Origin of the sequence: Hoeflea sp. AS60 (assembly GCF_038900115.1) — a bacterium.
Lineage (GTDB): Bacteria > Pseudomonadota > Alphaproteobacteria > Rhizobiales > Rhizobiaceae > Hoeflea.
Window position 1 is genome coordinate 678,564 of record NZ_JBBMQP010000002.1, and the last position, 25,501, is coordinate 704,064.

The 25,501-nt window shown below is 58.9% G+C and carries 21 protein-coding genes; 12 read left to right on the forward strand and 9 right to left on the reverse strand.

Translation table 11 applies throughout. The features are described 5' to 3' along the window. Positions 1-9 precede the first annotated feature (9 nt). The 3 genes from WNZ14_RS13565 to WNZ14_RS13575 all read left to right on the forward strand — a co-directional run bounded on the left by WNZ14_RS13565 (position 10) and on the right by WNZ14_RS13575 (position 3,933). On the forward strand, positions 10-1,494 hold the full coding sequence (locus WNZ14_RS13565) for an aspartate aminotransferase family protein (RefSeq protein WP_342869177.1): 1,485 nt from the start codon (positions 10-12) through the stop codon (positions 1,492-1,494). Positions 1,495-1,826: 332 nt separating this feature from the next. Then, a complete protein-coding gene (locus tag WNZ14_RS13570) occupies positions 1,827-2,873 on the forward strand; it encodes a hypothetical protein (protein ID WP_342869178.1) in 1,047 nt (348 codons plus the stop codon). A gap of 16 nt (positions 2,874-2,889) precedes the next feature. Continuing rightward, positions 2,890-3,933: a TAXI family TRAP transporter solute-binding subunit gene (locus WNZ14_RS13575; protein WP_342869179.1), complete on the forward strand. Its 1,044-nt coding sequence runs from the start codon at positions 2,890-2,892 to the stop codon at positions 3,931-3,933. Positions 3,934-4,038: 105 nt separating this feature from the next. On the opposite strand, the gene glnA is transcribed toward WNZ14_RS13575, so the two are convergent. Both glnA and WNZ14_RS13585 read right to left on the reverse strand, forming a co-directional pair. Next, positions 4,039-5,448, reverse strand: coding sequence for a type I glutamate--ammonia ligase (gene glnA, locus WNZ14_RS13580; RefSeq protein ID WP_342869180.1), 1,410 nt, complete (start codon positions 5,446-5,448; stop codon positions 4,039-4,041). Between the two features lie 59 nt (positions 5,449-5,507). Then, a complete protein-coding gene (locus WNZ14_RS13585) occupies positions 5,508-5,846 on the reverse strand; it encodes a P-II family nitrogen regulator (protein ID WP_047029994.1) in 339 nt (112 codons plus the stop codon). A gap of 382 nt (positions 5,847-6,228) precedes the next feature. Between WNZ14_RS13585 and WNZ14_RS13590 the strand changes: the two genes are divergently transcribed. Continuing rightward, complete coding sequence (locus tag WNZ14_RS13590) at positions 6,229-7,692, forward strand: NAD(P)H-hydrate dehydratase (RefSeq protein WP_342870232.1); 1,464 nt, start codon at positions 6,229-6,231, stop codon at positions 7,690-7,692. 32 nt (positions 7,693-7,724) lie between these two features. On the opposite strand, the gene WNZ14_RS13595 is transcribed toward WNZ14_RS13590, so the two are convergent. Beyond that, positions 7,725-9,377 carry a Na/Pi cotransporter family protein gene (locus WNZ14_RS13595; protein WP_342869181.1) on the reverse strand — a complete coding sequence of 551 codons (1,653 nt, stop codon included), beginning with the start codon at positions 9,375-9,377 and terminating at the stop codon, positions 7,725-7,727. Positions 9,378-9,603: 226 nt separating this feature from the next. Then, positions 9,604-10,437: a helix-turn-helix transcriptional regulator gene (locus tag WNZ14_RS13600; RefSeq protein ID WP_342869182.1), complete on the reverse strand. Its 834-nt coding sequence runs from the start codon at positions 10,435-10,437 to the stop codon at positions 9,604-9,606. A 154-nt stretch (positions 10,438-10,591) separates the two neighbouring features. Here WNZ14_RS13600 and WNZ14_RS13605 point away from each other — a divergent pair, with 154 nt between their 5' ends. Next, entirely contained in the window at positions 10,592-11,803 is a 1,212-nt protein-coding gene (locus tag WNZ14_RS13605; RefSeq protein ID WP_342870233.1) for an MFS transporter, read from the forward strand. Positions 11,804-11,861: 58 nt separating this feature from the next. Here the strand turns inward: WNZ14_RS13605 and WNZ14_RS13610 are convergent, their stop codons facing one another. The 3 genes from WNZ14_RS13610 to uvrA all read right to left on the reverse strand — a co-directional run bounded on the left by WNZ14_RS13610 (position 11,862) and on the right by uvrA (position 16,689). Further along, a complete protein-coding gene (locus tag WNZ14_RS13610; protein ID WP_342869183.1) occupies positions 11,862-12,662 on the reverse strand; it encodes a DUF72 domain-containing protein in 801 nt (266 codons plus the stop codon). Positions 12,663-12,800: 138 nt separating this feature from the next. After that, positions 12,801-13,724 carry a CAP domain-containing protein gene (locus WNZ14_RS13615; RefSeq protein WP_342869184.1) on the reverse strand — a complete coding sequence of 308 codons (924 nt, stop codon included), beginning with the start codon at positions 13,722-13,724 and terminating at the stop codon, positions 12,801-12,803. Between the two features lie 43 nt (positions 13,725-13,767). Beyond that, positions 13,768-16,689: an excinuclease ABC subunit UvrA gene (gene uvrA / locus WNZ14_RS13620; protein ID WP_342869185.1), complete on the reverse strand. Its 2,922-nt coding sequence runs from the start codon at positions 16,687-16,689 to the stop codon at positions 13,768-13,770. Between the two features lie 410 nt (positions 16,690-17,099). Between uvrA and WNZ14_RS13625 the strand changes: the two genes are divergently transcribed. From WNZ14_RS13625 to WNZ14_RS13635, 3 genes are all read left to right on the forward strand, one after another. Continuing rightward, positions 17,100-17,624: a single-stranded DNA-binding protein gene (locus WNZ14_RS13625; RefSeq protein ID WP_342869186.1), complete on the forward strand. Its 525-nt coding sequence runs from the start codon at positions 17,100-17,102 to the stop codon at positions 17,622-17,624. A 67-nt stretch (positions 17,625-17,691) separates the two neighbouring features. Then, on the forward strand, positions 17,692-18,096 hold the full coding sequence (locus WNZ14_RS13630) for a cupin domain-containing protein (RefSeq protein ID WP_342869187.1): 405 nt from the start codon (positions 17,692-17,694) through the stop codon (positions 18,094-18,096). An 87-nt stretch (positions 18,097-18,183) separates the two neighbouring features. Beyond that, positions 18,184-18,597 (forward strand): VOC family protein, encoded by a 414-nt coding sequence (locus WNZ14_RS13635; protein WP_342869188.1) that lies wholly within the window; start codon positions 18,184-18,186, stop codon positions 18,595-18,597. Here the strand turns inward: WNZ14_RS13635 and WNZ14_RS13640 are convergent. Together WNZ14_RS13640 and WNZ14_RS13645 are read right to left on the reverse strand one after the other, a co-directional pair. Beyond that, positions 18,594-18,899: a DUF1905 domain-containing protein gene (locus WNZ14_RS13640; protein WP_342869189.1), complete on the reverse strand. Its 306-nt coding sequence runs from the start codon at positions 18,897-18,899 to the stop codon at positions 18,594-18,596. The genes WNZ14_RS13635 and WNZ14_RS13640 overlap by 4 nt on opposite strands. A gap of 11 nt (positions 18,900-18,910) precedes the next feature. Beyond that, positions 18,911-19,540, reverse strand: a complete 630-nt coding sequence (locus tag WNZ14_RS13645) for a MarC family protein (RefSeq protein WP_342869190.1) — start codon at positions 19,538-19,540, stop codon at positions 18,911-18,913. A gap of 196 nt (positions 19,541-19,736) precedes the next feature. Here WNZ14_RS13645 and gyrA point away from each other — a divergent pair, with 196 nt between their 5' ends. The 4 genes from gyrA (at position 19,737) to WNZ14_RS13665 (ending at position 25,259) form a co-directional block, all read left to right on the forward strand. Further along, a complete protein-coding gene (gene gyrA, locus WNZ14_RS13650) occupies positions 19,737-22,574 on the forward strand; it encodes a DNA gyrase subunit A (protein ID WP_342869191.1) in 2,838 nt (945 codons plus the stop codon). Positions 22,575-22,874: 300 nt separating this feature from the next. Beyond that, positions 22,875-23,906 carry a hypothetical protein gene (locus WNZ14_RS13655; protein ID WP_342869192.1) on the forward strand — a complete coding sequence of 344 codons (1,032 nt, stop codon included), beginning with the start codon at positions 22,875-22,877 and terminating at the stop codon, positions 23,904-23,906. A 225-nt stretch (positions 23,907-24,131) separates the two neighbouring features. After that, positions 24,132-24,293 (forward strand): hypothetical protein, encoded by a 162-nt coding sequence (locus WNZ14_RS13660; protein ID WP_342869193.1) that lies wholly within the window; start codon positions 24,132-24,134, stop codon positions 24,291-24,293. 3 nt (positions 24,294-24,296) lie between these two features. Beyond that, complete coding sequence (locus WNZ14_RS13665) at positions 24,297-25,259, forward strand: hypothetical protein (RefSeq protein WP_342869194.1); 963 nt, start codon at positions 24,297-24,299, stop codon at positions 25,257-25,259. Positions 25,260-25,501: the final 242 nt, after the last annotated feature.

The following is a 25,501-nucleotide window of genomic DNA, read 5'->3' on the forward strand; positions in this document are numbered from 1 at the left end:
GCCCACATAATGCTTGATACACCCAACCGCGTTACCGTCGATGCACCGCCGTTGTCTGACACCGCTCCTGCTTCGCGCTCAGCCGACAGCCGCGGAAAGCGCCCGGATTTGCTGACGGTTTCGGATGCAAAGTCGATGTCGGTCGCTGAGATGACTGAACTGTTCAAGGATCACATCAATCCCGGTCAGCTGCATTTCATGAAGCTTCTGGGCTTCCACAAGGTCAAGATCGAAACAGCCTCGGGCATGTATTACACCGATCAGACCGGCCGCAAGATCCTTGATTTCTTCGGCGGTTTCGGATCGCTGGCGCTGGGGCACAACCACCCGCGCATCATCGAGGCGCGCAAGCAGTTTCAGGACGAAGACCGGCATGAAATCGCCATTGCCTTCATGAGCCAGTATGCCTCGGCGCTGGCCAAGAACCTTGCCGCAATCGCACCGGGTGATCTCGACATGGTGTTCCTCGGCTCTTCCGGCTCGGAAGCCATGGAAGCCGCGATCAAGGTGGCTGAACGCGCCGCCGGACCAAAGCGTCCCAAGATCGTCTATGCCGAGAATTCGTTTCACGGCAAGACCAAGGGTGTGTTGTCGCTCACCGACTCTGAACTCTACCGTGGCGAATTCCAGCTTACCGGCAACACCATCAAGGTGCCCTTCGGCGACATCGATGCGATCCGGGCTGCCTTTGAAGCCGATCCCGAGATCGGGGTGATCGTGCTCGAGACCATCCAGGGCGGTGGCGGCATTATCGAAGCACCGATCGAGTTCTGGCAGGAGTTGCGCGCGCTCTGCGACAAGCATGGTGTGTTGTGGATCGCCGACGAGGTTCAGTGCGGCATGGGCCGTTCGGGTCACTTCTTCGCCTTCGAGAAGGCTGGTGTGGTGCCTGATGTCACGGCGCTGGCCAAATCGCTGGGCGCCGGCAAGTGCGCCATGGCCGCGATGATTGCGTCGCGCAAGGTCTACATGAAGGCCTATGGCACGCCCAAGACCGCGATGATCCACGCCCAGGCCACCTTTGGCGGCATCGGCGAGGCCTGTGTCACGGCCATCGAGGGTCTCAATGTCATGTATGACGAGGATCTGATCGGCAATGCCGAACGGGTCGGTGGCTACCTGATCGAGCGTCTCAACGGACTCAAGGCAAAGTACCCGCAGATCATCAAGGATGTCCGCGGCAGCGGCTTCATGGTCGGGCTCGAGTTCCAGGATTTCAGCCAGACCCTGCCGGCGCTGCTGAGGCCGATGGTCGCGTTGCTCGACGACAAGCTCAAGGGCTCGCTGTCCGGCTTTGTCGGGGCGGAGCTGTTGCGCGACCACAATGTGCTGGTGGCTTTCACCGAGTACAATCGCAACGTCATCCGGCTTGAGCCACCATTGATTTGCGGGATTCAGCATGTCGACGAGTTCATCACGGCACTCGACACCGTCCTCGGCCGCGGCATCGTGCGCATCGTGCGTGACTTCATCGGCAGCCAGGCCAAGAAGTAGGCTCCGGCTCTTCAGCCAGACACTGCAGATACAGAACCGGGGTGTGGATGACACGCCCCGGTTTTCTGTATGCAGCGAAAACCTTGATCCCTGGCCGCCTTGCAGAAACCGGATCAAGAAACCAGATATGTTTGGACAGGTTGCGAAGGTCTAGTCGCTGTTTGAGATTTCGGGTTTGCTTGCGTGAGCGTGTTTTTCCCGTTACCCATTGCCCGGACGGACCGCGATTTTGAGCCGGGTTAATGGCACGCTGCTGATGCGGCGTTCTGGGTCGGGTCCTAAACCGCTCCCGGCATCAACTGGCGGCAAGCCCATATAGAAGAGGCGGAAATTTGGCCAACCAATGGGGCAGGGATAGCAGTTTTCAACCGGGCGGCAAGCGCGGGAGCGGCGCTCTGACAGTGATTGCGGTTGTCTTCGCGCTCGCGATCGGAGCTGCGGGCGGTTATGCAGCCTCGTATTTCAGTCAGTCGGACACCAGCACAAAACTCGACGCCGCCGCCGCGAAAACCGCTGAACAGGAAGCCGCACTCGCTGCTGCTGAGAACGCTTTGAGCGAAGCGCGCGCGGCTCAATCGGCAAGTGCGGCGCAGATCGAAGCGCTGAAGGCGGATGTCGCCAGGATGGCAGGCGACCTCGATGCCATGACGCAAAGGCTGGCACAAAGCACAAGCACTGCACAGACCTCTGCGGGCGATACCGCGGCTCTGGATGCGATGATCCGCGAGCGCGATGGCTTGGCTGTGGAAAATCAAACCCTGAACGAGAGTTTGAAAGCGCTCGAGGCCGAACGGCACGCTCTTGCGGAGACCGCCACCGCCGCCAGGGAACGCCTGGAAACTGAACTTGCACGTCTGCAGGCCGACGTCCTGCCGCAACTGACTGCCGAACGGGATGGGTTGCAGCGGAAAACCATGATGATGCTGGCGGATCAGACCAATCTGAAAGCCCGAATCAAAGCGGCCTCCGATGCAGCTGAGACGGATGCTGGCACGATTGCGGACCTGCAGGCCCGGCTCGTGGAAGCCCAGCAACAGCTGAAAGCCTCGCAAGAGGCGTTGGCGACAGTTGAGGCCGCAAAATCCAAACCGCCTGAGGTGCAAGTTCCGCCCGCTGTGACCGATAGCCAGCAGAGCGAACCGGCAAACAATTCCAGTTCACAAACAGAAGCTTCGGTCTCGCCGCGCAATCGGGACGCGGTGGCAACAGCCTTGCGTGCCGCGCCGGGCCTTGAAACATTGTCTGATGCAAACCGCCGGACATTGACCGAACAGCTCGTTGCAGGCGAATGCGTGACGACCGCACTTGAATCCGTGTTCGATCGGATACCGATCCTGACATTGCGTGATCTGATCCGCGATCTGAACAGCGGTTGCTGACATGAGGAGAACGTCTTTGAGATCCATTTCCATTATTGTTCGAGGCTTGTTGATCGCGGCCGGCGCATCGCTGCTTTTCGCAAGCGTGAGCCAGTCGGCGGAGTTCGAGCACAACATCATGACCGGCGGGCCGACGGGCACCTATATCCGCATCGGCCAGGATATGGCGGCGCTTGGCGCCCAGTGCGGGCTCACCTTGAATGTGGTGGAAAGTGCAGGATCTCTGGAGAACTTCGTTGGCGTTCGGCAGCGACGCAATACCCAGTTCGGTATCGTGCAGAGCGATGTGCTCGAGTATCTCAAGACCTACGAGGCCAACGATGCTGAAGTCCAGGATGCGGTTCGCGGCGTGCGGATCATGTTCCCGCTCTATAACGAGGAAGTGCACGTTCTGGCGCGCACCGGCATATCCGGGATCAAGGATCTCGAGGGAAAGAAAGTCGCTGTCGGCGTCAAGGACAGTGGTACGTTTCTGACAGCCTCGCTGATCCTCGACATCCTGCAGGTAAAGGCCGCGGAGCGGCTGCCGCTCAATCCGGATCAGGCGCTGCCACAGCTCCAGGCTGGCGAGATCGATGCCTTTTTCTACGTCGCAGGCGCTCCGGCTTCACTGTTTGCCAAGGCCGATATCGACCCTGAGAAATTCCATCTGTTGCCGATCACCGAAACGCCGTTGCTCGCAACCTATACCAAGACCAGCGTTCCTGCCGGGACCTATGGCTTTCAGAAAGACCCTGTCGATCTCGTGGCGGTCAAGGCTGTGCTGATGACCTATGACTATGATCCGAAGAAAAATGCCTATCATCGCGAGAGCTGCGCGTCCGTCTCTGATTTCTCGAGCCTTGTTATTAACGGCATGGATAAGCTGCGCGAGAACGGCCATCCGAAATGGAAATCGGTTGATCTGACAGCGCTGCCGCCGGGCTGGCAGGTGGGGTCCTGCGTCAAGGCAGGGATGGCGCTCGACTACGCGCCGACATGCACCAAGGCTGTTGAAGCGGCGCCCGCAGACAGCAACGAGGAGTACCTCAATCTTCTCAAGCAGCGCCTGAAGAACTGATCGCAATCATAAGTAATGTCTAATAAAAAGCCTGCGAGACGAGATTGGTTTCGCAGGCTTTTTGATAAAAGAACCGGGCCGCCTTGGCGGCCCGGCTTCGGCCAATCAGGCCGAGTAGTACATGTCGAATTCGACAGGGTGCGGGGTCATTTCGTAACGCATGACTTCCACCATCTTCAGCTCGATGAAGGCATCGATCTGGTCGTCGTCGAACACGCCGCCGGCGGTGAGGAACTTGCGATCCTTGTCGAGGCTTTCGAGCGCTTCGCGCAGCGAACCTGAAACGGTCGGGATCTTCTTGAGTTCCTTCGGCGGCAGGTCATAGAGATCCTTGTCCATGGCCTTGCCAGGATGGATCTTGTTCTTGATGCCGTCGATACCGGCCATCAGCATGGCAGCGAAACACAGGTACGGGTTTGCCGTCGGATCGCCGAAGCGGACTTCAACGCGCTTGGACTTCGGCGACGAGCCGAATGGAATGCGGCAAGAGGCCGAACGGTTGCGAGCCGAGTAAGCCAGCAGCACCGGAGCTTCGTAGCCCGGAACCAGACGCTTGTAGGAGTTGGTCGACGGGTTCGAGAAGGCGTTGATGGCCTTGGCGTGCTTGATGATGCCGCCGATGTAGAACAGGCAGTTTTCAGACAGACCTGCGTATTCGTCGCCAGCGAAGGTCGGCTTGCCGCCCTTCCAGATCGACTGATGCACGTGCATGCCCGAGCCGTTGTCGCCAAAGACCGGCTTCGGCATGAAGGTTGCGGTCTTGCCGTAAGCGTGGGCAACCTGGTGGACGCCATACTTGTAGATCTGGGTCTTGTCGGCCATGCGGGTCAATGTATCGAAGACCATGCACAATTCGTGCTGGGCCGATGCCACTTCGTGGTGATGCTTTTCAACGACCAGGCCCATTTCGGCGAGAACGGTGAGCATTTCCGAACGCATGTCCTGGCAGCTGTCGACCGGGGGAACCGGGAAGTAGCCGCCCTTGACGCGCGGACGGTGACCCATGTTGCCGGTTTCATAGTCTGTGTCGTCGTTGGACGGCAGTTCGGACGAGTCGAGCTTGAAGCCTGTGTTATAAGGGTCGGCCTTGTACTTGACGTCGTCGAAGATGAAGAATTCAGGCTCTGGACCGATGTAGACGGTGTCGCCGAGGCCGGAGGCCTGCAGATAGGCTTCAGCCTTCTTGGCAGTCGTGCGCGGATCGCGGTTGTAGGCTTCGCCTGTGATCGGATCGAGAATGTCGCAGAAAATCACCATGGTCGACTGCGCAAAGAACGGATCCATGTGAACGGTCGAAGTGTCCGGCATCAGAACCATGTCGGATTCATTGATTGCCTTCCAGCCCTGAATCGAGGAGCCGTCGAACATGACGCCATCAGCGAACAGGTCTTCGTCGACGCAGGAGACGTCCATGGTTACATGCTGCATCTTGCCCTTCGGGTCGGTGAAGCGCAGATCAACAAACTTGACGTCGTTGTCCTTGATTTGCTTGAGGATTTCGGTAGCAGTCGTCATGTTAGATATTCCCTGTTAGTAAATGACGATAAGCGCGCGGCAGCCGCCGCGCACAGTGGTCAGATGGCGTCGTTGCCGGTCTCACCGGTACGGATGCGGATGACTTCCTCGACGTTTGAAACGAAGATCTTGCCGTCGCCGATGCGCCCGGTCTGGGCTGCATTGCGAATAGCGTCTATCGCAGCTTCGGCCGTTTCGTCCGCCAGGACGATTTCGACTTTCACCTTCGGAAGAAAATCAACGACATATTCCGCGCCGCGATAGAGTTCGGTGTGGCCCTTCTGGCGACCGAAGCCCTTGGCCTCGGTGACAGTAATCCCCTGCAGGCCGACTTCCTGAAGAGCTTCCTTCACTTCATCAAGCTTGAAGGGCTTGATGATCGCTTCGATCTTTTTCATGAGAACCAATTCTCCGCTCTGTCCTGTGAAAGCGGGCAGAAAGGCTGACGCCACATACCCACTCGCGTTTATCAAAGCACACACCGTGCCACTTTGCGAAAAAATATCGACTTTCCCACGAGAATATTCAATTCACCGCGAAATTCCGGGGAAAACTGGGCTCGATTTGCCGTGTCCAGCATGCGGAATCTGATTTTTTGCACATTTTGCGGCAGATGCCCAAAATCTCACAAACGCTGTGCTGATTTTTTGTGCGCCAGCAACTGCACTTAATGAAGGCAGTATGCACATATTATAATCAAGAATGCTGATCTTGATCGGATCGAGAGTGCAGGCAGCTCGCCATCTTGACCGCTCTGCCAAGGCCATGCAACGAACGCTGATGGCAACAAACGAGACGCTTCTGGTATCGCCCGATGAGATGGGCAAGATCGACAGGGCTGCGGCTGACAGCGGCATCGACAGCTTTGGACTGATGCAGGCGGCAGGTTCCCATGTCGCCGCTGTTTTCCTTTCCCACTATCCATCTGCTCAACGCGCGGTCGTGCTGTGCGGCCCGGGCAACAATGGCGGCGACGGCCATATGGCGGCAAAATTGCTGGCCGAGAGCGGGGTCGATTGCGTGCGCTTCGGGTATGAGCCGAAGGCCGGTGGTGACGCAGCGAAAGCGCGGGCGGCGTATCCGGGATTGCTGCATCCGCTTGAAGACTGGCAGCCACGTGAGGGCGACGTCATCGTCGACGCGCTGTTTGGTGCGGGGATCGACAGGCCGGTCGGTGCGGATGTTGCTAAAGTGATCGAACGCGCCGGGGAAGCGAAGACACCGTTGATTGCAGTCGATCTGCCGTCCGGGCTCTCGGGACGAACCGGTGAACCGACCGGAGCCTGCTTCTCTGCCCGCCACACGGTAACTTTCGCCGCTCTCAAACCGGGGCATCTGTTGATGCCGGGCAGGGCGCTCTGCGGTGAAATCCATCTGTGTGATATCGGCATCCCGGCCCGGCTGATTGGCAGTAACGATCCCGTCTGGAGAAATCATGCCGGGCTTTACAGTGCGGACCTTCCGACCAGCAAAATGTCCCAGCACAAATATGGCCGCGGTCACCTCGGCGTTTTTTCGGGACCGCTGATTTCGTCGGGTGCCGCACGGCTCTCGGCCATGGCGGGGCTCAGGAGCGGCGCCGGACTGGTGACGATGGCGACAGCCCCGAGCGCAGTGATGCTGCAAGCCACGCATCTGACCGCAATCATGCAGCGCGCGATCCGCGATGAGATAGACCTCGAGGATTGGCTTTCGGACAAGCGGCTGTCGGCGTTTGTGCTCGGCCCGGGCTTCGGCGATCTCGAAAAGGCGCGCGCCTATACCGAAAAGCTTGCGGCAACCGGACGTCCGGTGGTGCTCGATGCGGATGGGCTGACCGCCTATGCGTCGGATGCCGGCAAATTGGCGGATCTGTTTGAGGGCGAACCGCATCTGGTCATGACCCCGCACAACGGCGAGTTTCGCAGACTGTTTGCGGGTCTTGCTGATGACAGCGCTCTGTCCAAGATCGACCGCGCCAGGGCTGCGGCCCGCGCGACCAGTGCCGTGCTGGTCTACAAGGGCGCCGACACGGTGATTGCCGCGCCGGATGGGCGGGTGGCGGTCAATGCGGATGCACCGGCGCGGCTTGCCACCGCAGGATCAGGCGATGTGCTGTCGGGCGTCATCGGCGGGCTTCTGGCCCAGGGCATGCCGGCATTCGAGGCCGCGTGCGCCGGTGTGGCGCTCCACAGCGAAGCGGCCAACCGCGCGGGCAGGGGAATGACTGCGGAAGATCTGCGGGACCATATCACTCCACCGTGAGAGTGGACGCTTAAGCCCGGCGCCCCCGGCGTCTACAGCAGGCGGCTCTTGCGCAGCATGCCGGCGCTCGCCAGAACCGGATAGGCAATAGATGCAAACAGCGAGTTGATCTCTTTCAGATCGCGCATCGTGTCGATGTGGATCGAACTGCTGTCATAGCTGTTGTCGTTGCCGTCGCGAAGCCGCTGCATGTGGCTCTCTTCGCTGTTGCGGACCATGGTTCGCACCACTTCCTTCTGTGCCACCAGCTCCCTTGCGTGCTCGACATCGCGGTTGACGAAGAGGTTGAAGGCAAGGCGGGCATTGCGCATCACTTCCTGGTGCAGATCCTTGAGCTCGTGCCAGCCTTCCGTTGAAAAGGCGATGTTGCGGGCGTGCTTCTTGCGGGCACGCGTCACCATGTTCTGCGCGATGATGTCTGCGGCCTGCTCAAGCTTGATGGTCGCCCCGAGAAGATCCTGCAGAAGGTCTGCCGATTTGTCGTCCAGCGTGCTCTGGGAGATCTTTGCCAGATAGAACTTGATCTCGCGATGGGTCTCGTCGATCTCGTCGTCCAGCTCCTCGATCCGGACGATCTTCTGCTTGTCCGGTGTGTCGAACACATCGAAAATCCAGGTCAGCATCAGTTCGATCCGTTCGCAGACGGTGAGAACTTCCCTTGTGGCGTCGGCAATGGCCTGATGCGGATTGGACAGATGTTCAGGCTTGAGCGCCGACATGCGCTTTTCCACCATCGTTTCACCGATCTGCTCAACCGGCCTCAACCATGTCTGGAGAAGACGCCCGACGATACCGCAGAACGGCAGGCCGAAGACCAGCACGGCAAGGTTGATGGCAAGATGGATGAGCACCACTGCATCACCTGGATGGACCGAGAAGAAGCTGCTCTGGAGCTCGAAGCTCAGCTGTGCCGCGAGTGCCAGCAGGGTGCCAAGACCGCGAATGGCGACATTGCCGAGCGGCACAATCCGCGCATCGACGCGCTCGCCGCGGGTCAGAACCGCGCCGATCACGGCCGCGCCGAAATTGATGCCAAGCACCAGCGGAATGATCAGCACCGGCGGTATCAGCGCCCGGTCGGCCAGCGAGGCAAGCAGCAGAACCGCCGCAACACTGGAATGAAAAGCCCAGGCCAGCAGTGCAGCCAGCACAAAGGCGGTGATCCAGTCCCTCGACAGGTAATTGATGATGACCGGCAGAATTTCGCTGGTCTTGAGCGGGATGGATGCCTCGCCGATCAGCCGCAGCGAGAGCAGCAGCAAGCCGAGACCGAAGAGAATGCGGCCGATCTGTCGCCAGTTGCGTGACTCGCTTGCCCTGAAGGCAATGGTGCCGGCGAGCAACAGAATGGGGACGAGCAAGGACAAGTCTTGGCGCAGAATGCGCACGACAAGTGCCGAACCCAGATCCGCGCCCAGCAAGGTGGCAATGCCGATTGCGGTCGACACGTAGCCGCTGGCGACAAAGCCTGCGACGATCAACGCTACCGCGGTGGCACTTTGCAAGGCGATGGCAAAGAAGAAGCCGGCAATGGCGGCGGTCACCCGGTTGCCGATCGCCAGCCGCAGCTTGTCACGCAGCTGGTTGCCGTAAGCCCGTTCAATGCCGGTTCTGACCATGCGTGTCGCCCAGAGCAGCAGAGCGACGGCGCCGGCAAGATTGATGAAGACGACCATTCCGGACATGAAACACCTGGACTTGTACAAAGAGGCCAGACCCCTAGCGCGCCGACAGGTGCTTCTGACAAGCACACTATCCACGATCGCTTGGGCTGACGGGAATACGAATCAGACTATCGCATTTTCACAAATGTCACAATTTGCTTACTCATGGTTGTTATCGCAGATAAATCTACTTTTAGTGGCTCCTGCCGGTAAGATTACACATCACAACGGCTATGGCGCGGGTGGCTCAGGCGGCCTTCTGGTTTCTGAGGTAGGCCTTTGGCGGCGCTCCCATGACGCGGGAAAACATCGAGGTGAAAGCGGGCACGCTGTCGTAGCCGAGATCCAGCGCCACCGCTGTGACTGGCTCGCCCGCGGAAAGGCGCGGCAGGGCCGTCATCAAACAGGCCTGCTGGCGCCAGCTCGAAAGGCTCAACCCGGTCTCGCGACGAAACGCTCTGGTGAAACTGCGCCGGCTCATGCCTGCCGCATCAGCCCAATGGTCGATCTCCAGGTGGGCAGACGGTGTCGCCACAAACTCCCGGCACAATTGCGCCAGTCGCCGATTGGCGGGGAATGCCAGCCCGAGGGGGCGTTGGGGCAGTTGCGGAATTTCGTGCAGCATGGCGCCGAGGATGTATTTGGCCCGCTCACTGCCGGGGTTTGTGCGCAGCTGAACCGCTTCGTCGATAAGACTGCGCATCAGCGGCGTGATCCCGCTGACCTGAAGCTGGTTTGGTAGTCCCGAGATGGCTCCCGGCAGGACATAGACCGAGTGCATATCGACGCGGCCGACCGTGTCGACTGCGTGGCGCACGCCCGCCGGAATCCAAAGCGCGTGGTCGCGGGGCATGATCCAGCGGCCGGTGCCGGTTGTCACCGAAAGCACCCCGCTCGAGAGATGCAGCAGTTGGGCGCGGGCGTGTTGGTGCTCGGCAATATGCTGGTTGGTCTCGTAACTATGGGAGAAGGCCACCGCCGGTTCACCGTCGGCGTCAATGGCAGCATGGCGCAGAGCGCGCTGCTGGGCGGTTTCGATCTGGTGATAGGAAGACTGAAATGGCGGCGTGGTTTCAATCATGGTGGCCCATTCGCGTAAGAAATAGACCAAACCACGAAAGCGGGCTGCGGGCAAGCATTGTATCAATGCGCTCACGAAGCGGTGAAATGCCGCACATACAGCCTGCAAGGAACCAGTGATGGACGCGAGGACCGACAAGATCAGCCCGGCAGATATGAACCTCGATGCGGGGTCCGGCCCGGCTGCGACCACCCCAAATTCCGCAGCGACATCGGCTGCCTTCTCGGTCGTACTGGCGCTCAGCCTGTGTCACTTTCTCAATGACACGATGCAATCCATGCTTTCAGCCATCTATCCGATGCTGAAGACAAATTATGCGCTGACCTTCGGCCAGATCGGGTTGTTGACCTTCACCTTCCAGTTCACCGCCTCGCTGCTGCAGCCGCTCATCGGCGCCTACACAGACAAGCGTCCGGTGGGCTACGCGCTGCCATTTGGCATGGGTTTCACCTTTCTGGGTCTGCTTCTGCTGGCAGTGGCTGGCCAGTATATGCTGCTGCTTGCTGCTGCTGCACTGGTGGGTCTGGGATCCGCCGTGTTCCATCCGGAATCCTCGCGAATTGCCCGGCTGGCATCAGGCGGGAAGCATGGCACGGCGCAATCGGTTTTCCAGCTCGGCGGCAATTTCGGCACAGCCGCCGGTCCCTTGCTTGCGGCCTTCATCGTGGTGCCGGGCGGGCAGAGCAGTGTTGCCTGGTTCTGCCTGGCAGCGCTTGCCGGCATGGTGATCCTGACCTGGGTCAGCCGCTGGTATGGCAACTACCGCCGCGCTGCCGCAGGCCGGCCGGCGTTCTCGACCATGCTCAATCACACCCGCAACCGGGTGATTTTCACGCTTGTTGTTCTGGCACTTCTGGTCTTCACCAAGAACATCTATATGGCGAGTTTCACCAGCTACTACACCTTCTACGTCATCGAGCGGTTTAATGTCTCGGTCCAGGACGCGCAGCTGCTGTTGTTCCTGTTTCTCGGAGCGGCTGCCGTGGGCACCATTGCCGGTGGACCGATCGGCGACCGCATCGGCGCCAAGGCCGTGATCTGGGTGTCGATCCTGGGCGTGCTGCCGTTCACTCTGATGCTGCCCTATGCCGACTTGTTCTGGACCGCGGTCCTGACTGTCATTATCGGAATGGTGCTCGCTTCAGCGTTCCCTGCCATTGTTGTCTTCGCCCAGGAGATGGTGCCGGGTCGGGTGGGGCTGATTGCAGGACTGTTCTTCGGCTTCGCCTTCGGCATGGGCGGCATCGCAGCTGCGGTTCTGGGGCTGGTCGCCGATGCAAAGGGCATCGTCTATGTTTACGAGGTCTGTGCGTTCTTGCCGTTCCTCGGGCTGTTGACGGTGTTCCTGCCGAAACAGACGCAGTAGTTCAAGGTTGATTGATCAATCAGGGCGGAGCGGAACAACGCTTCGTCCTGAAAGGTTTTCAGACCTTCTGTTGCAGCGCCATTGCTCCTGCAGGGGCGTTGACCTTGCCGCCGGTGATGAAGAAGGCAAAGATGTCGCGCGGGCGATTGTCGACAGTCCGGTCAGGGGCGATCAGTGTCAGGTCGGCTGGTGCGGAGCCTTCCGCATAGGTCTGCAGCCGGTTGGACCAAAGATCAATATCTTCAGGCGGATAGCAGGTCGGAACATCATCCGAGCCGCGCTGCAGGCGGGCGTAGACAAAGTCCGAGGTCACATCGGCGACCATCGGGTATGTCTCATGATCGGCGCAGACCGCCGCCACATTGTGCTTTGCCAACAGCTCGATGAAATCAGGCGTGCAAAAACTCTCATGCCGCGCCTCGACAACATGCCGAAGCGCAATGCCGTCCTGTTTACCTGGAAGCAGCGCCAGAAAGGCAGCGAAATCATCCGGTTCGAACTTCTTGGTTGGCATGAACTGCCAGAGGATCGGGCCGAGCCGGTCGCCGAGCTCGGTGATTCCTTGCGTCAGGAACTTGGTGATCGACGGCTCTGCTTCGGCCAGCACCTTGCGGTTTGTGCAGTAGCGGCTGGCCTTCAGCGAAAACACAAATCCGTCCGGCACATCAGCAGCCCATTTGGCAAATGTCGCGGGCTTCTGGCTGCCATAATAGGTGCCGTTGACCTCGATCGCCCGCAACTGGCTGCCGGCATGCTGCAGCTGCCTGGTCTTGGGCAGCTTTGGCGGATAGAAACTCTCGTTCCAGGCATCAAACACCCAGCCGCCTATGCCGGTGCGGATTGTTCCGGATGTGGTCATCGAACTGCGGTCCTCACTTGAAGCTAATTTTCGAGATTCATTTCAACAGTAACTGTGATCAGCATGCGCGGGTAACGACTCCATAGAAATGGGCTGGAACGCAACCCGATTCCGGCATTGGCGGTTTCGAAATCCGTTTTATTCCCCTGCCAGCAGAAGGACGGCCAACTTGCGGCCCTGACCGTCCGCCACGATGGCAAAACCGATGTTCGTCAGCGATGTGTCCTTCAGAATTGCGCGGGGTCGGCCGCTGTCGCTCCAACTGTTGAGGAAGAAATAGACATCGGAATTCGTGGGGTTCTCACCGCAGCCACCGCATTGTCCGGAAAGGACCTGATAGTTGAGCCAGGGGAAGTCCGCTGGCAGATCATTCAACAAGCTGATTTTGGAGAGACTGTCATCGGCGAGATTGCCGGAAGGCAGCTTTCCCTCGACATGTCGGCGCAAGCGGTTGTCCGCACTTGCCGCATTAGCATCTGAACGCAGGGCATTGATGATTTCGGCTGCCAGCTGCATTTGCGCCTCCGGCCCGATCGTCTGGACTGACCCTTCCGGGAGCTCGCCGCGCGGCGTGCCGGGTCCTGCAAATGTCTGCACCCCGTACCGGTTGCCATCGCTGTTGTGGACAACAGCGAAGCCGAAGTTGGTCAGTCCCTCCGCGAGGATGTTGGCGCGGTGACCGGGACTGTTCATCCAGCCTTCGTGCATCTGCTCGATATCCGCGATGTTTGGCTGGCTGAGGCATCCCTTGCAGCTGGAAAGGTTTTCCCGAACGACGCGGCCCTGGTCGCCGCCGGCCTTCATATAGCGGTCGAGCACCGTTCCGCCTTCGGGCGATGTGTGGGCAAAGTAATTACGATCCAGCATATCTTCCGCATGGGCCAGCGCAGCTTCGTTCAAATCATCCTCAAGTTCGAGGCGTTTTAGCCCTTCGGCGCGGCGTTCTTCATTCACCAGGGCAAGGCTTCGCTCACGCAAGGCCTGTATGTTGTCGACGGTCTGAGCCGATGCCGCGGCCGGCATCAGCATCAGTGCGAGAAGGAATGTCAGACGTAAAATCATGAGAGTAGAACCGCCGAACACCGCTTCGGTTCCCGATAAAACCCTACTCCGCCGCTTCAACCCGTCTTCCCGGGCGTCGCTCCAGCAGGTCCTTCAGGAATTGACCTGTGTAGCTGCGCTCCACCTTGACGATATCTTCGGGCGTGCCCTCGGCGACGATCTCGCCGCCGCCGTCGCCGCCTTCGGGGCCCAGATCGATGACCCAGTCGGCGGTCTTGATGACTTCGAGATTGTGCTCGATGACAACGACAGAATTGCCCTGATCGACCAGTTCGTGCAGCACTTCCAAGAGCTTGGCGACATCGTGGAAATGCAGACCCGTCGTCGGTTCGTCGAGAATGTAGAGCGTGCGCCCCGTCGAGCGCTTGGACAGCTCCTTTGCGAGCTTGACGCGCTGGGCCTCGCCGCCCGAGAGCGTGTTCGCCTGCTGGCCGACCTTGATATAGCCCAGCCCCACGCCCTGCAGTGCCTGCAGCTTGTCGCGCACGGCAGGAACGGCTGCGAAGAACTCGACGCCTTCCTCCACCGTCATGTCGAGCACGTCGGCGATCGACTTCTGCTTGAAGGTGACGTCCAGCGTCTCGCGGTTGTAGCGCTTGCCGTGGCAGACGTCGCAGGTGACGTAGACATCGGGCAGGAAGTGCATCTCGATCTTGATGACGCCATCGCCCTGGCAGGCTTCGCAGCGGCCGCCCTTGACGTTGAAGGAGAAGCGACCCGGCTGATAACCGCGCGCCTTGGCTTCGGGCAGGTTGGCAAACCAGTCGCGGATCGGCGTGAAGGCGCCGGTATAGGTGGCTGGGTTGGAGCGAGGCGTCCGGCCAATCGGCGACTGGTCGATGTCGATCACCTTGTCGATGTGCTCGAAACCATCAATCCGATCATGATCGGCCGGGTTTTCGCGCGCGCCCATCACCCGGCGGGCAGCCGCCTTGTAGAGCGTCTCGATCAGGAAGGTCGACTTGCCGCCGCCCGAGACGCCGGTCACCGCGGTGAAGACGCCAAGCGGGATCGAGGCGGACACGTTCTTAAGGTTGTTTCCACGCGCACCGACGACCCGCAGTTCCTTCTTTTTCTTGGGCTTTCTGCGTTCGGTCGGGACCAGCACTTCGAGCTCGCCGGAGAGATATTTGCCGGTGATCGAGCGCGGATTTGCCATGATGTCGGCGGGCGATCCTTTAGCAATGATCTCGCCGCCATGGATGCCGGCATAGGGGCCGATATCGACCACGTAGTCGGCGGTCAGGATCGCGTCCTCGTCATGCTCGACGACGATCACGGTGTTGCCGATGTCGCGCAGGTGCTTCAGCGTTTCAAGCAAACGCGCATTGTCGCGCTGGTGCAGGCCGATCGAGGGCTCGTCGAGCACGTAGAGCACGCCGGTCAGGCCGGAGCCGATCTGCGAGGCCAGCCGGATGCGCTGGCTTTCGCCACCCGACAAGGAGCCGGAATTGCGCGACAGCGTCAGATAGTCGAGCCCGACATCGTTGAGGAATGTCAGCCGGTCGCGGATCTCCTTGAGGATGCGCACAGCGATATGGTTCTGCTGCTCATTGAGATGCTCCGGCAGGTCGTTGAACCATTCGCCGGCAACACGGATTGACAGCTCGGTGACTTCGCCGATGTGGCAGCCATTGATCTTGACGGCGCGCGCCTCGGGCTTGAGCCGGTAGCCGTCACAGGCCGGGCAGGGCGCGTTCGACATGTAGCGCTCGATTTCCTCGCGCGCCCAGGCGCTGTCGGTTTCCTTCCAGCGCCGCTCGAGATTGGGAATGATGCCTTCAAAGTTCTTGGACGTTGTGTAGGAGCGCAGGCCGTCATCATATTTGAAGGCGATCTTCTCCTCGGTGCCGCGCAGGATGGCGTTCTGGCCCTTGACCGGCAGTTCGTCCCAGCGGTCGCCGAGCTTGAAGCCGAAATGCTTGCCCAGCGCCTCGAGCGTCTGGGTGTAATAGGGCGAACTTGACTTGGCCCAGGGCGCAACTGCGCCGCCGCGCAAGGTCAGGTTCGGCTCGGGGATGATCAGCGCCTCATCGATCTTCTTCTGGGTGCCGAGACCATCGCAGGTCGGGCAGGCGCCGTGCGGGTTGTTGAACGAAAACAGCCGCGGCTCGATCTCGGAGATGGTGAAGCCGGAAACCGGGCAGGCGAACTTTTCCGAGAACAGCACGCGTTCATGGGTTTCGTTCAGCGACTTGTTGGCCGAGCCGCCGGCCGAGGTTTCGGCATCCGGCAGCGGTTTGTCGGCGAATTCGGCGATCGCCAAACCATCTGCCAGCCGCAGGCAGGTCTCCATGCTGTCGGCCAGCCGGGCGGCGATGTCGGGGCGCACCACGATGCGGTCAACGACGATGTCGATGTCGTGCTTGTATTTCTTGTCAAGCGTCGGCGCATCGGCGATCTCGTAATACTGACCGTCGATCTTGACCCGCTGGTAGCCCTTCTTCATGAACTCGGCCAGTTCCTTGCGGTACTCGCCCTTGCGGCCCCGCACCACCGGCGCAAGAATGTAAAGCCGCGTGCCTTCTTCGAGCTCCAGCACGCGGTCGACCATCTGGCTGACGGTCTGGCTTTCGATCGGCAGGCCGGTGGCGGGCGAATAGGGCACGCCGACGCGGGCAAACAAAAGCCGCATGTAATCGTAGATTTCGGTGACCGTGCCGACGGTGGAGCGCGGGTTGCGGCTGGTGGTTTTCTGCTCGATGGAAATCGCCGGCGACAAGCCGTCGATCTGGTCGACATCGGGCTTTTGCATCATCTCGAGGAACTGCCGCGCGTAAGCCGAAAGGCTTTCGACATAGCGGCGCTGGCCCTCTGCATAGATGGTGTCGAATGCCAGCGAGGATTTGCCGGATCCCGAAAGCCCTGTCATCACGATGAGGCTGTTACGCGGCAGATCGAGATCAACGTTTTTGAGATTGTGCTCGCGGGCTCCGCGAATGGTGATCGATTTGAGTTCAGTCATGACGCCGCCGATTTGCCGTGGAGTGTCCGGTGCGCTCTCGAAAAGGCGCCTGGATCGCTCAATTACCTGTTAGCCTCGCAGGTTCGATTTCCCCGATTGAGGCATCTGATCGCATCCCGCAAAAATACGCTGCCCCTGAGGAACACCGGACTTCTTATATGGTTCCGGGACAGACCAGATCCATACATAAGCACCTAACCGGCAATGTCGAGACACCGCAGGGGTGGTTGCTTGTGTGAAAACCGAATCTCTTGACAGAAACTGACACGAATACTAGAACAAAGAAAGAACAAAAAAGGCCTGTGGATTGTCTCCACCCGGATGACGGGCGGAAGGCTGATCCTGTAAGGTGCAAATCGATTTGGACGGGGCGGCGCGAGGCCGCCTGAAGTGTTGGAAGGTGAAACATCATGGCGGGCAGCGTCAACAAGGTCATTCTCATTGGAAATCTGGGCGCAGACCCGGATATCAAGCGGACCCAGGATGGTCGGCCGATCGCCAATCTGTCGATTGCGACATCGGAAAGCTGGCGCGACAAGAATTCGGGCGAGCGGCGTGAAAAGACCGAATGGCACCGGGTTGTGATCTTCAATGAAGGTCTGTGCAAGATCGCGGAAAGCTATCTCAAGAAGGGCTCGAAGGTTTATATCGAGGGTGCGCTGCAGACCCGCAAATGGACCGATCAGTCGGGCCAGGACAAGTATTCGACCGAAGTGGTGCTGCAGGGCTTCAACGGCAACCTGACCATGCTCGACGGCCGCAATGAAGGCGGCGGCGGTGGCGGTGGCGTCAGCCGTGGCGGCGACTATGGCGGCGGCGGTGATTTTGGCGGCGGATCGTCATCCGGCGGTGACCGTGGTGGTTCCAGCGGTGGCTTTGGCGGCGGTGGCGGTGGCGGATCGTCCCGCGATCTCGACGACGACATTCCGTTCTGAGGCACCGCGCCGTGACGGTTCGGCACCGCTTCCGATATCCGGCCCGTAGCCATGGGAGACCAGGCACATGGTGACCGACAAAGATGTGCTGGAACTTGGTCCCGGTGATGGCCGTGCCTACGCGATGGGCCGCATGCGTGCGGTCTTCAAGGCCGACCATGGTGAAAGCGGCGACCGCTACGCGATATCGGAGTGGTGGCTGGAGCCACACTGCACCGGTCCGGGCGCCCACCTGCACGAAGCCAACGAGGAGATCTTCTACGTGCTGGAAGGCACGGCCTGTTTCCTCGTCGGCGACGAGTGGCGGACGCTGACAAAGGGAAGTTTCCTGCGTATTCCCGCAGGCATCATGCATGATTTCGAAAACCGGAGCGATGCAGAGGTGGGCTTGCTCAACATGTTCATGCCCGGCGGCTTCGAGCAGTTCATGCCGTCGATCGTGAAATGGTTTGAGGACAACCCCCAGGATTAAAGCTGGGGCATTTTAGGCGGCCGGCGGGACGATCCCGGCGTCGTTTGTTTTTGACCAGACAGCCCCCGAGGGGCACAGGAGGCCGGATTGCGCCAATCCATCACCCACGTTGCGCTGGTCGTGCGTGATTACGACGAGGCCATCTCCTTCTATTGCGGCGTGCTCGGTTTTGATCTGCTGGAAGACACCTACCAGCCCGAACAGGACAAGCGCTGGGTCGTGGTGCGGCCCAAGGGCGGGCAGGGATCTTCGATTGTGCTGGCGCGTGCGTCAAAGCCGGAGCAGGAGCCGTTTGTCGGCAACCAGACCGGCGGGCGCGTGTTCATGTTCCTCAACACCGATGATTTCTGGCGCGATTACAACCACCTGATCGCAGAAGGCGTGACCTTCATCCGGGAACCCAAGACCGAAGACTACGGCACGGTGGCTGTGTTCCGGGATATCTACGGCAATCTGTGGGATCTTCTGCAGCTGACCGAAGGCCATCCAGCGACGACCTAGATGCCGGTCGCGAGCTCAATCTCGACCCGGTCACCGGTGCTGATGCCTTCAGCCTTTCGGACCGAGGCCTTTACCGGCAGAAAGTAGCAGCCCGATTTCTTGTCAGGAAACAGCGACGTGGCCCAGCGGCTTTCACCTATGCGGGCCCTGACCCTGATCGAGCCAAATCCATTGGTCTTTCCGGCGAAAAAGCGGATCTCGTGCGAGATTTCCGGCGGCACCGTGAGGAAGTACCAGGACGCCTTGGCAGAACTGTAAAGCCAGAGCTCTGCCTCAAAGCTATGGAATTGCTCTGGTTCCACCAGCCTCTCCGTCAGACTGCGATAAACGCCTGCTTGATGCCGTCGACGACGAACTGCACCGAGAGCGCCGCCAGAATGACGCCGAGCAGCCGGGTCAGGATGGTCCGGCCCGTGTCACCGAGGAACTGGTCGATGCGGTCGGCGATCACCAGGAATGCAAACAGCACCAGCGAGGCCGCAATGATAACGCCGATCAACCCGGCGCGCTCGACAGGCGCGTAGAACGAGCCGGCGAGCAGGATGACGGCGGAAATGGCTCCGGGACCGGCAATCAGCGGAATGGCCAGCGGAAACACGGCGACATTGGAAATGTGGTCCTTGGTGATCGCTCTCTCGGCGCTCTTTTCCTGGCGTTCATGGCGCTTTTCGAAAATCATTTCGAATGCGATCCAGAACAGCAGTATGCCGCCGGCAATTCGGAAGGCGCCGAGCGAAATCCCCAGCAGGCTCAAGAGACTGGCGCCGGCTATGGCGAAGACGGCGAGAATGCCCGCAGCGGTTACCGTGCCACGCAGGGCCACCTGCAGGCGCTGGCTGCGCGTCATGCCTGTGGTGAGGCCGAGAAAGATCGCGGCCAGGCCAGGCGGGTCGAACATCACGATGATCGTGACAAATGCATTGATGATCAGATCGACATTCATGAAACATCCCCGCTGGTGTGTCTGAAAGGCGCTTTACAAGGACTTACGACACAAGGGCCCGGTTCGAAACCCCTGTTCTGGGCGGCAACGGTGGAGAAACTGCTCCAAAAGCCTGAAAGAGGGTGCGAAAATTGGCGACAGCAGCGGCTTTCGGCTATAACGAACTAATGATTCCATCCAAATTTCGTGGACCGCTTTGACAGATCAGAAAACACCCTCCGGACCGCTGACGCCAGGTATCGAACCGGTTTCAATTATAGTGGAAATGCAGCGTTCCTATCTCGATTACGCCATGAGCGTGATCGTCAGCCGAGCGCTGCCGGATGTGCGTGACGGGCTCAAGCCCGTGCACCGCCGTATCCTCTATGCCATGCATGAAGGCGGCTACCACTGGAACCGCAAATATGTGAAATCGTCCCGCATCGTCGGTGACGTGATGGGTAAATATCACCCGCACGGCGACCAGTCGATTTATGACGCCATGGTGCGCATGGCGCAGCACTGGTCGATGAGCGCGATGCTGGTTGACGGGCAGGGCAACTTCGGTTCCATCGACGGCGATCCACCGGCTGCGATGCGTTATACGGAATCGCGTCTGGCCAAGCTCTCGCACGAGATGCTGGAAGACATCGACAAGGATACTGTCGATTTCCAGGAAACCTACGATTCCTCCGGCTCCGAGCCGAAGGTTGTTCCGGCACGGTTCCCCAACCTGCTGGTCAATGGTGCGGGCGGCATTGCCGTCGGCATGGCCACCAATATTCCGCCGCACAATCTGGTTGAAGTGATCAATGGCTGCATCGCCATCATGGACAATCCGGCGATTGAGCTGCTCGAGCTGATGAGCATCATTCCGGGCCCGGATTTCCCGACCTCGGGCATCATTCTGGGCCAGGCCGGCATCCGTCAGGCTTTCGAGACCGGTCGTGGCTCGGTCATGATGCGCGGCAAGGTTCATGTCGAGCCGATGCGCAACGACCGCGAAGCCATCATCATCACCGAAGTTCCCTACCAGGTGAACAAGGCGACGATGATCGAGAAAATGGCCGAACTGGTGCGCGACAAGCGCATCGAGGGCATTTCCGACCTTCGCGACGAATCCGACCGTCAGGGCTACCGCGTCGTCATCGAGCTCAAGCGCGATGTCGTTGCCGATGTGATCATCAACCAGCTTTACCGCTACACGCCGCTGCAGTCCTCGTTCGGGGTCAACATGGTGGCGCTCAACGGCGGCAAGCCGGAGCTGATGACGCTCATCGACATGCTGAAGGCCTTCGTGTTCTTCCGTGAGGATGTGATCACCCGGCGCACCAAGTACCTGCTGCGCAAGGCGCGCGAGCGGGCGCATGTGTTGGTTGGTCTCGCCATTGCGGTTGCCAATATCGACGAGGTGATTGCACTCATTCGCAAGGCGCCCGATCCGGCGACCGCGCGCGAACAGTTGATGACCCGTCGCTGGCCGGCGATGGATGTCGAGCCGCTGATCCTGCTGATCGATGATCCGCGCCACCGGATCAACGAGGACGGCACCTACAATCTCTCCGAAGAACAGGCCCGTGCCATTCTCGAGCTGCGTCTTGCTCGACTGACAGCACTTGGCCGCGATGAAATCGGCGATGAACTCGGCAAGATCGGCGATGAAATCAAGGACTTCCTTGAAATCCTCGGTTCGCGCGTTCGCGTCCAGCAGATCGTCAAGGACGAGCTTATCGCCGTTCGTGACGAATTCGGCATTCCGCGCCGCACCGTGATCGCCGAAGGCGGTCCGGACATGGATGACGAGGACCTGATTGCGCGCGAGGACATGGTGGTGACCGTGTCTCATGCGGGCTATATCAAGCGCGTGCCGCTTGCCACCTACCGGGCGCAGCGTCGCGGCGGCAAGGGCCGGTCGGGCATGTCGACCCGCGACGAGGATTTCGTCACACGGCTGTTCGTCGCCAACACCCATACGCCGGTTCTGTTCTTCTCCTCGCGTGGCATTGTCTACAAGGAGAAGGTCTGGCGCCTGCCGATCGGCACGCCGACATCGAAGGGCAAGGCGCTGATCAACATGCTGCCTCTGGAAAAGGGCGAGCGGATCACTTCGATCATGCCATTGCCCGAGGACGAGGACAGCTGGGCCAATCTCGACGTGATGTTCGCCACCACGCGCGGCACCGTCAGGCGCAACAAGCTGTCGGATTTTGTCCAGGTCAATCGCAACGGCAAGATCGCGATGAAGCTCGATGACGAGGGTGACGCCATCCTCAATGTCGAGACCTGCAACGAGTTCGACGACGTGTTGCTGACCACGGCGCTCGGCCAGTGTATCCGTTTCCGGGTGGATGATGTCCGGGTGTTTGCCGGCCGCAACTCTATCGGCGTGCGCGGCATGAGCCTTGGCACCGACGATCATCTGATCTCGATGACCATCGTGCACCATGTCGATGCGGAAGCAGCTGAACGCGCCGCCTATCTCAAGCGCGCCATGGCCGAGCGCCGGGCCGAACTTGGCGACGAGGGCGAGGATGTCGGGCTGGTCGGCGAAGAGGCCGAGGAAATCGGCGAACTCTCCAATGATCGCTATGAGGAAATGAAGGCGCGCGAGCAGTTCATCCTCACCGTCTCCGAAAAGGGCTACGGCAAGCGCTCGTCAAGCTACGAGTTCCGCATCTCGGGCCGCGGCGGCAAGGGCATCCGCGCAACCGACACCTCGAAGACCGGTGAAATCGGTCCGCTGATCGCAGCCTTCCCGGTTGAAAGCGGTGACCAGATCATGATGGTCTCCGATGGTGGCCAGGTGATCCGGGTTCCGGTCGGCGGCATCCGCCTGGCCGGCCGCGCCACCAAGGGCGTGACCATCTTCTCCACTGCCAAGGACGAGCGCGTGGTCTCCGTCGACCGCATCAGCGAGCCCGAAGCGGACGAGGAGCTTTTGGAAGAAGCGGTTGAAGAGGCGGTCGAAGCCGGCGCAGTCGCGCCGGATGCGCTGGACGAGGCGCCGGACACGGACGGGCCGGATACAGCGGCGGATGAAGATCCGCAGGACTAATCGGTCCGCCGAGAGTGATTGAAGACGCCGGGGAGAGATCCCCGGCTTTTTTGTGGGGTGAGGGAATGGCAGGAATGGGGCCGTTTCCTGTAAGGCAGATCGCAGGAACGAAGCGAGGGAAGCAGACACTCAGCTTTAAGAGTCGTACCGGCGCTTGCGGCCGTTGGGCGGTTTGTTGATGAATGACCGGTACGCGTATATTGCCAATAATTTGGCAAATTTTGCCTTCGTACAGAAGCATACGTATAAGTATATTGCAACCACGATACATGATGCGCAATTGGGAGCGATATTACTTTCATGGAAGATTATGATCCAGAAGCGATATTCAACGGGCACAGAGATCGGTTCATTAAGGTTTTGCAGCCGCTGTTCTTACCGAATGATCCTGTCAGCAACGATATCATTCGCTATTTCGCATCTCTGCTTCGCGTCCTTGGTATGGAGGACAAGGGATGGGACCCCTACGCAGAAAGCCGTAATATTTTGAATGATCTCAATAGGCTTATGAAGCTGGACCTTTCCGAGGATCGTTTTCCGGACGGATGGACTTCGTGGCGGCTCGGCTTACTCCTTTACAGCCATATAGTCGAAATGGACGCACCCTACGAAGTGATCACCAACCTACTACGTTTTCGTCTTGCAAAAGGCTACAGTCCCAATCCGTACTTCGATCTACTCACAGAAAAAGAACAAAAGAACTTCTCGAAAAATGGTGTCCGGACAGGTCGTAAGATCGAAATCATAAAGGCGTTATCTAAGGAGGCTGACCTCCCTGTAGGAGAACTCTACGATGAGTTCTATAATAATCGCTTGCGGAATGCGGTCCAGCATTCTGATTTCATACTGACTGAAGACGATTTCCGCTCCAGACGTGGAGTCAGTGGCACGAAATCATTCAAACTGACCTATGAAGAGCTGGACACTATAATTACGAAAGCAAAAGCGTTCATTTCTGCCGTCTTTCAGCTTGATCTAGATGCCCGGCAGGTCTGGGGATCGAAGAAGGGGCAAGCAATACCCTACGATGCGCACTACAAAGGCTTGATGGAAGTGTTAGTTGATGACCGCAATCTCATGTGCGGGTTCGCGGTTCATTGGCCAAACGACTCGGAATCCATGTACAGACGGACCGAAGCTGGGGTGGAAATGGTCAATTGCATGGTGAACTTGAAACAGGCGACCATAGATTTGTGGGTAGGCCTGTATGCTCAAAAGAGGGGGACATTTAGCCCGTTGGTCGAGGCAAACGGCGATCCGAAATATTCCCCGCTAGACAAATCCGAAATTAGGCCAGAGTGGCCCAAAGACATCATGACCGGTAAAGCGTAGAAAAGACGTGTATCGTAACAGGATGCTCCGCCTTCGCTCCCTTTTCGGCTGTTCGCCGAAGCTGTATTGAAATTCCGCTTCTCGCTTGAAGTTGTAGAATCCCCTCTTGTGCTATCGGCCCTAAGCCGACGTTTGCACCCAAATCATTTTATGATTGCTCCGAACCCTCTATGGCCATCCAGCTGCCAATTAGGCAAGGTGTCCGGGATAAGGAGGAGCTGAGATATGATCGAACGCCTTGACTACGTTTCTATAGACGGTCCCGCTGTCACAAACATGGCGAAGGTCAAGAATGATATACCCTCGATCGACAAGAAACTGCGGGTCTTCGTTGAGCTGCGTGTTTCCCAGATATTTAAGGGTTACTTCGATGAGGCGACGAACTGACAGATGAAAAGTAACGAAGAGACACTGCCCGATGTCCTTGAAGAGCAGGTACCACAGCAGGTACCACAGCAGGCACCATTGCCGGCAGATCAGCCGATCCGTGTCCCATTGTATCGACGCGACCTCAAACCAACCAACCTCGTATTGTCGGCGGAAGACTTGAAAGAGTTCTGCGAATTGCTCGTTGAGGTGAACGAAAAAGCAAAGGAGATCGAGTATAGCAGGCTCGACCTCAGCACCTTTGACAGCCCGGAACATGCAAAATCGCGCGTGAATGAACTAGTACCCATCGAGTACAACTATGTCGCAGGCAATGGTGACTCTATGCAGGGCCTCGGCATCCCGAAGACCGATGAAAGAGCTTTCCCGGACGACTTGCGGTCGTTGTTCGCATCGAACGCCGCATATGCCGAACGCGCAATCAATCTTCGGCCCTTGAATACTGTTGAAGTATTCCTTTGCTTCGAGAAGCCATCTTTGAAGATCGACTTACAAACGTTGCCATCCAATCCGACCGAGAACCGTAGCGTAATCAATGTCGCTGGGCGGGATGAGGGTTGGGTGATCTCAACCGCGCAGAAGATCGACGATTTCTTCACAAAACGGAAGGCGGCACGCCCGATCATCCATGGGTCGGGAGCCTATGACTACATCATCTATCTCGCTTTCCTGCCTGCGGTGATTTGGCTGTTCTACAGATATGCGGCTCCCGTCAGCGGTTGGCTCGAGCAGCAGACAGTCTTCCTTAACGTCTTCCTTGGCATCTACGGGTTGCTGCTTTCGTTGTTGTTTGCTCGGTTCCTATTTCAGTATGCCCGTTGGCTGTTTCCACCGATGGAGTATTACAAACGCAACAGATTGGGGGCATTCCTCCACCGGAGCATCGCCGCAATCTTCGCGACCGGCGTTTGCATCAGTGCGACCTACGACTTTGTGAAAGCGATATTCGCGTCATTAGTCCAATAGAGGTGACCCCATCGTAGCCTGAAAAGGTGGTGCCGCTTTGATTGTTCGCAGTGCAAGCCAACGTCTGCTCCCCGCCCTGTCAGGACCTTGATGCCGAGTGCAGCGAATGGCTGCTTACGGGAGCCGAGTCCAAGATCGCGAACGACCGACTTGGGGGCGCGGAGCAGCCCTCCATTCCTTTCGATATTTACGGTGGAATTGATAGAAGACATCACTCCTGCCACAACCTGTCAGCATCCCGT

Excerpts from the sequence above, each read along its gene's own strand:
- WNZ14_RS13565 (WP_342869177.1), top strand. The coding sequence starts at position 10 with ATGCTTGATACACCCAACCGCGTTACCGTCGATGCACCGCCGTTGTCT.
- glnA (WP_342869180.1), bottom strand. The coding sequence starts at position 5,448 with ATGACGACTGCTACCGAAATCCTCAAGCAAATCAAGGACAACGACGTC.
- WNZ14_RS13585 (WP_047029994.1), bottom strand. The coding sequence starts at position 5,846 with ATGAAAAAGATCGAAGCGATCATCAAGCCCTTCAAGCTTGATGAAGTG.
- WNZ14_RS13590 (WP_342870232.1), top strand. The coding sequence starts at position 6,229 with ATGGCAACAAACGAGACGCTTCTGGTATCGCCCGATGAGATGGGCAAG.
- WNZ14_RS13595 (WP_342869181.1), bottom strand. The coding sequence starts at position 9,377 with ATGTCCGGAATGGTCGTCTTCATCAATCTTGCCGGCGCCGTCGCTCTG.
- WNZ14_RS13600 (WP_342869182.1), bottom strand. The coding sequence starts at position 10,437 with ATGATTGAAACCACGCCGCCATTTCAGTCTTCCTATCACCAGATCGAA.
- WNZ14_RS13605 (WP_342870233.1), top strand. The coding sequence starts at position 10,592 with ATGAACCTCGATGCGGGGTCCGGCCCGGCTGCGACCACCCCAAATTCC.
- WNZ14_RS13610 (WP_342869183.1), bottom strand. The coding sequence starts at position 12,662 with ATGACCACATCCGGAACAATCCGCACCGGCATAGGCGGCTGGGTGTTT.
- WNZ14_RS13615 (WP_342869184.1), bottom strand. The coding sequence starts at position 13,724 with ATGATTTTACGTCTGACATTCCTTCTCGCACTGATGCTGATGCCGGCC.
- uvrA (WP_342869185.1), bottom strand. The coding sequence starts at position 16,689 with ATGACTGAACTCAAATCGATCACCATTCGCGGAGCCCGCGAGCACAAT.
- WNZ14_RS13625 (WP_342869186.1), top strand. The coding sequence starts at position 17,100 with ATGGCGGGCAGCGTCAACAAGGTCATTCTCATTGGAAATCTGGGCGCA.
- WNZ14_RS13630 (WP_342869187.1), top strand. The coding sequence starts at position 17,692 with ATGGTGACCGACAAAGATGTGCTGGAACTTGGTCCCGGTGATGGCCGT.
- WNZ14_RS13645 (WP_342869190.1), bottom strand. The coding sequence starts at position 19,540 with ATGAATGTCGATCTGATCATCAATGCATTTGTCACGATCATCGTGATG.
- WNZ14_RS13655 (WP_342869192.1), top strand. The coding sequence starts at position 22,875 with ATGGAAGATTATGATCCAGAAGCGATATTCAACGGGCACAGAGATCGG.
- WNZ14_RS13660 (WP_342869193.1), top strand. The coding sequence starts at position 24,132 with ATGATCGAACGCCTTGACTACGTTTCTATAGACGGTCCCGCTGTCACA.
- WNZ14_RS13665 (WP_342869194.1), top strand. The coding sequence starts at position 24,297 with ATGAAAAGTAACGAAGAGACACTGCCCGATGTCCTTGAAGAGCAGGTA.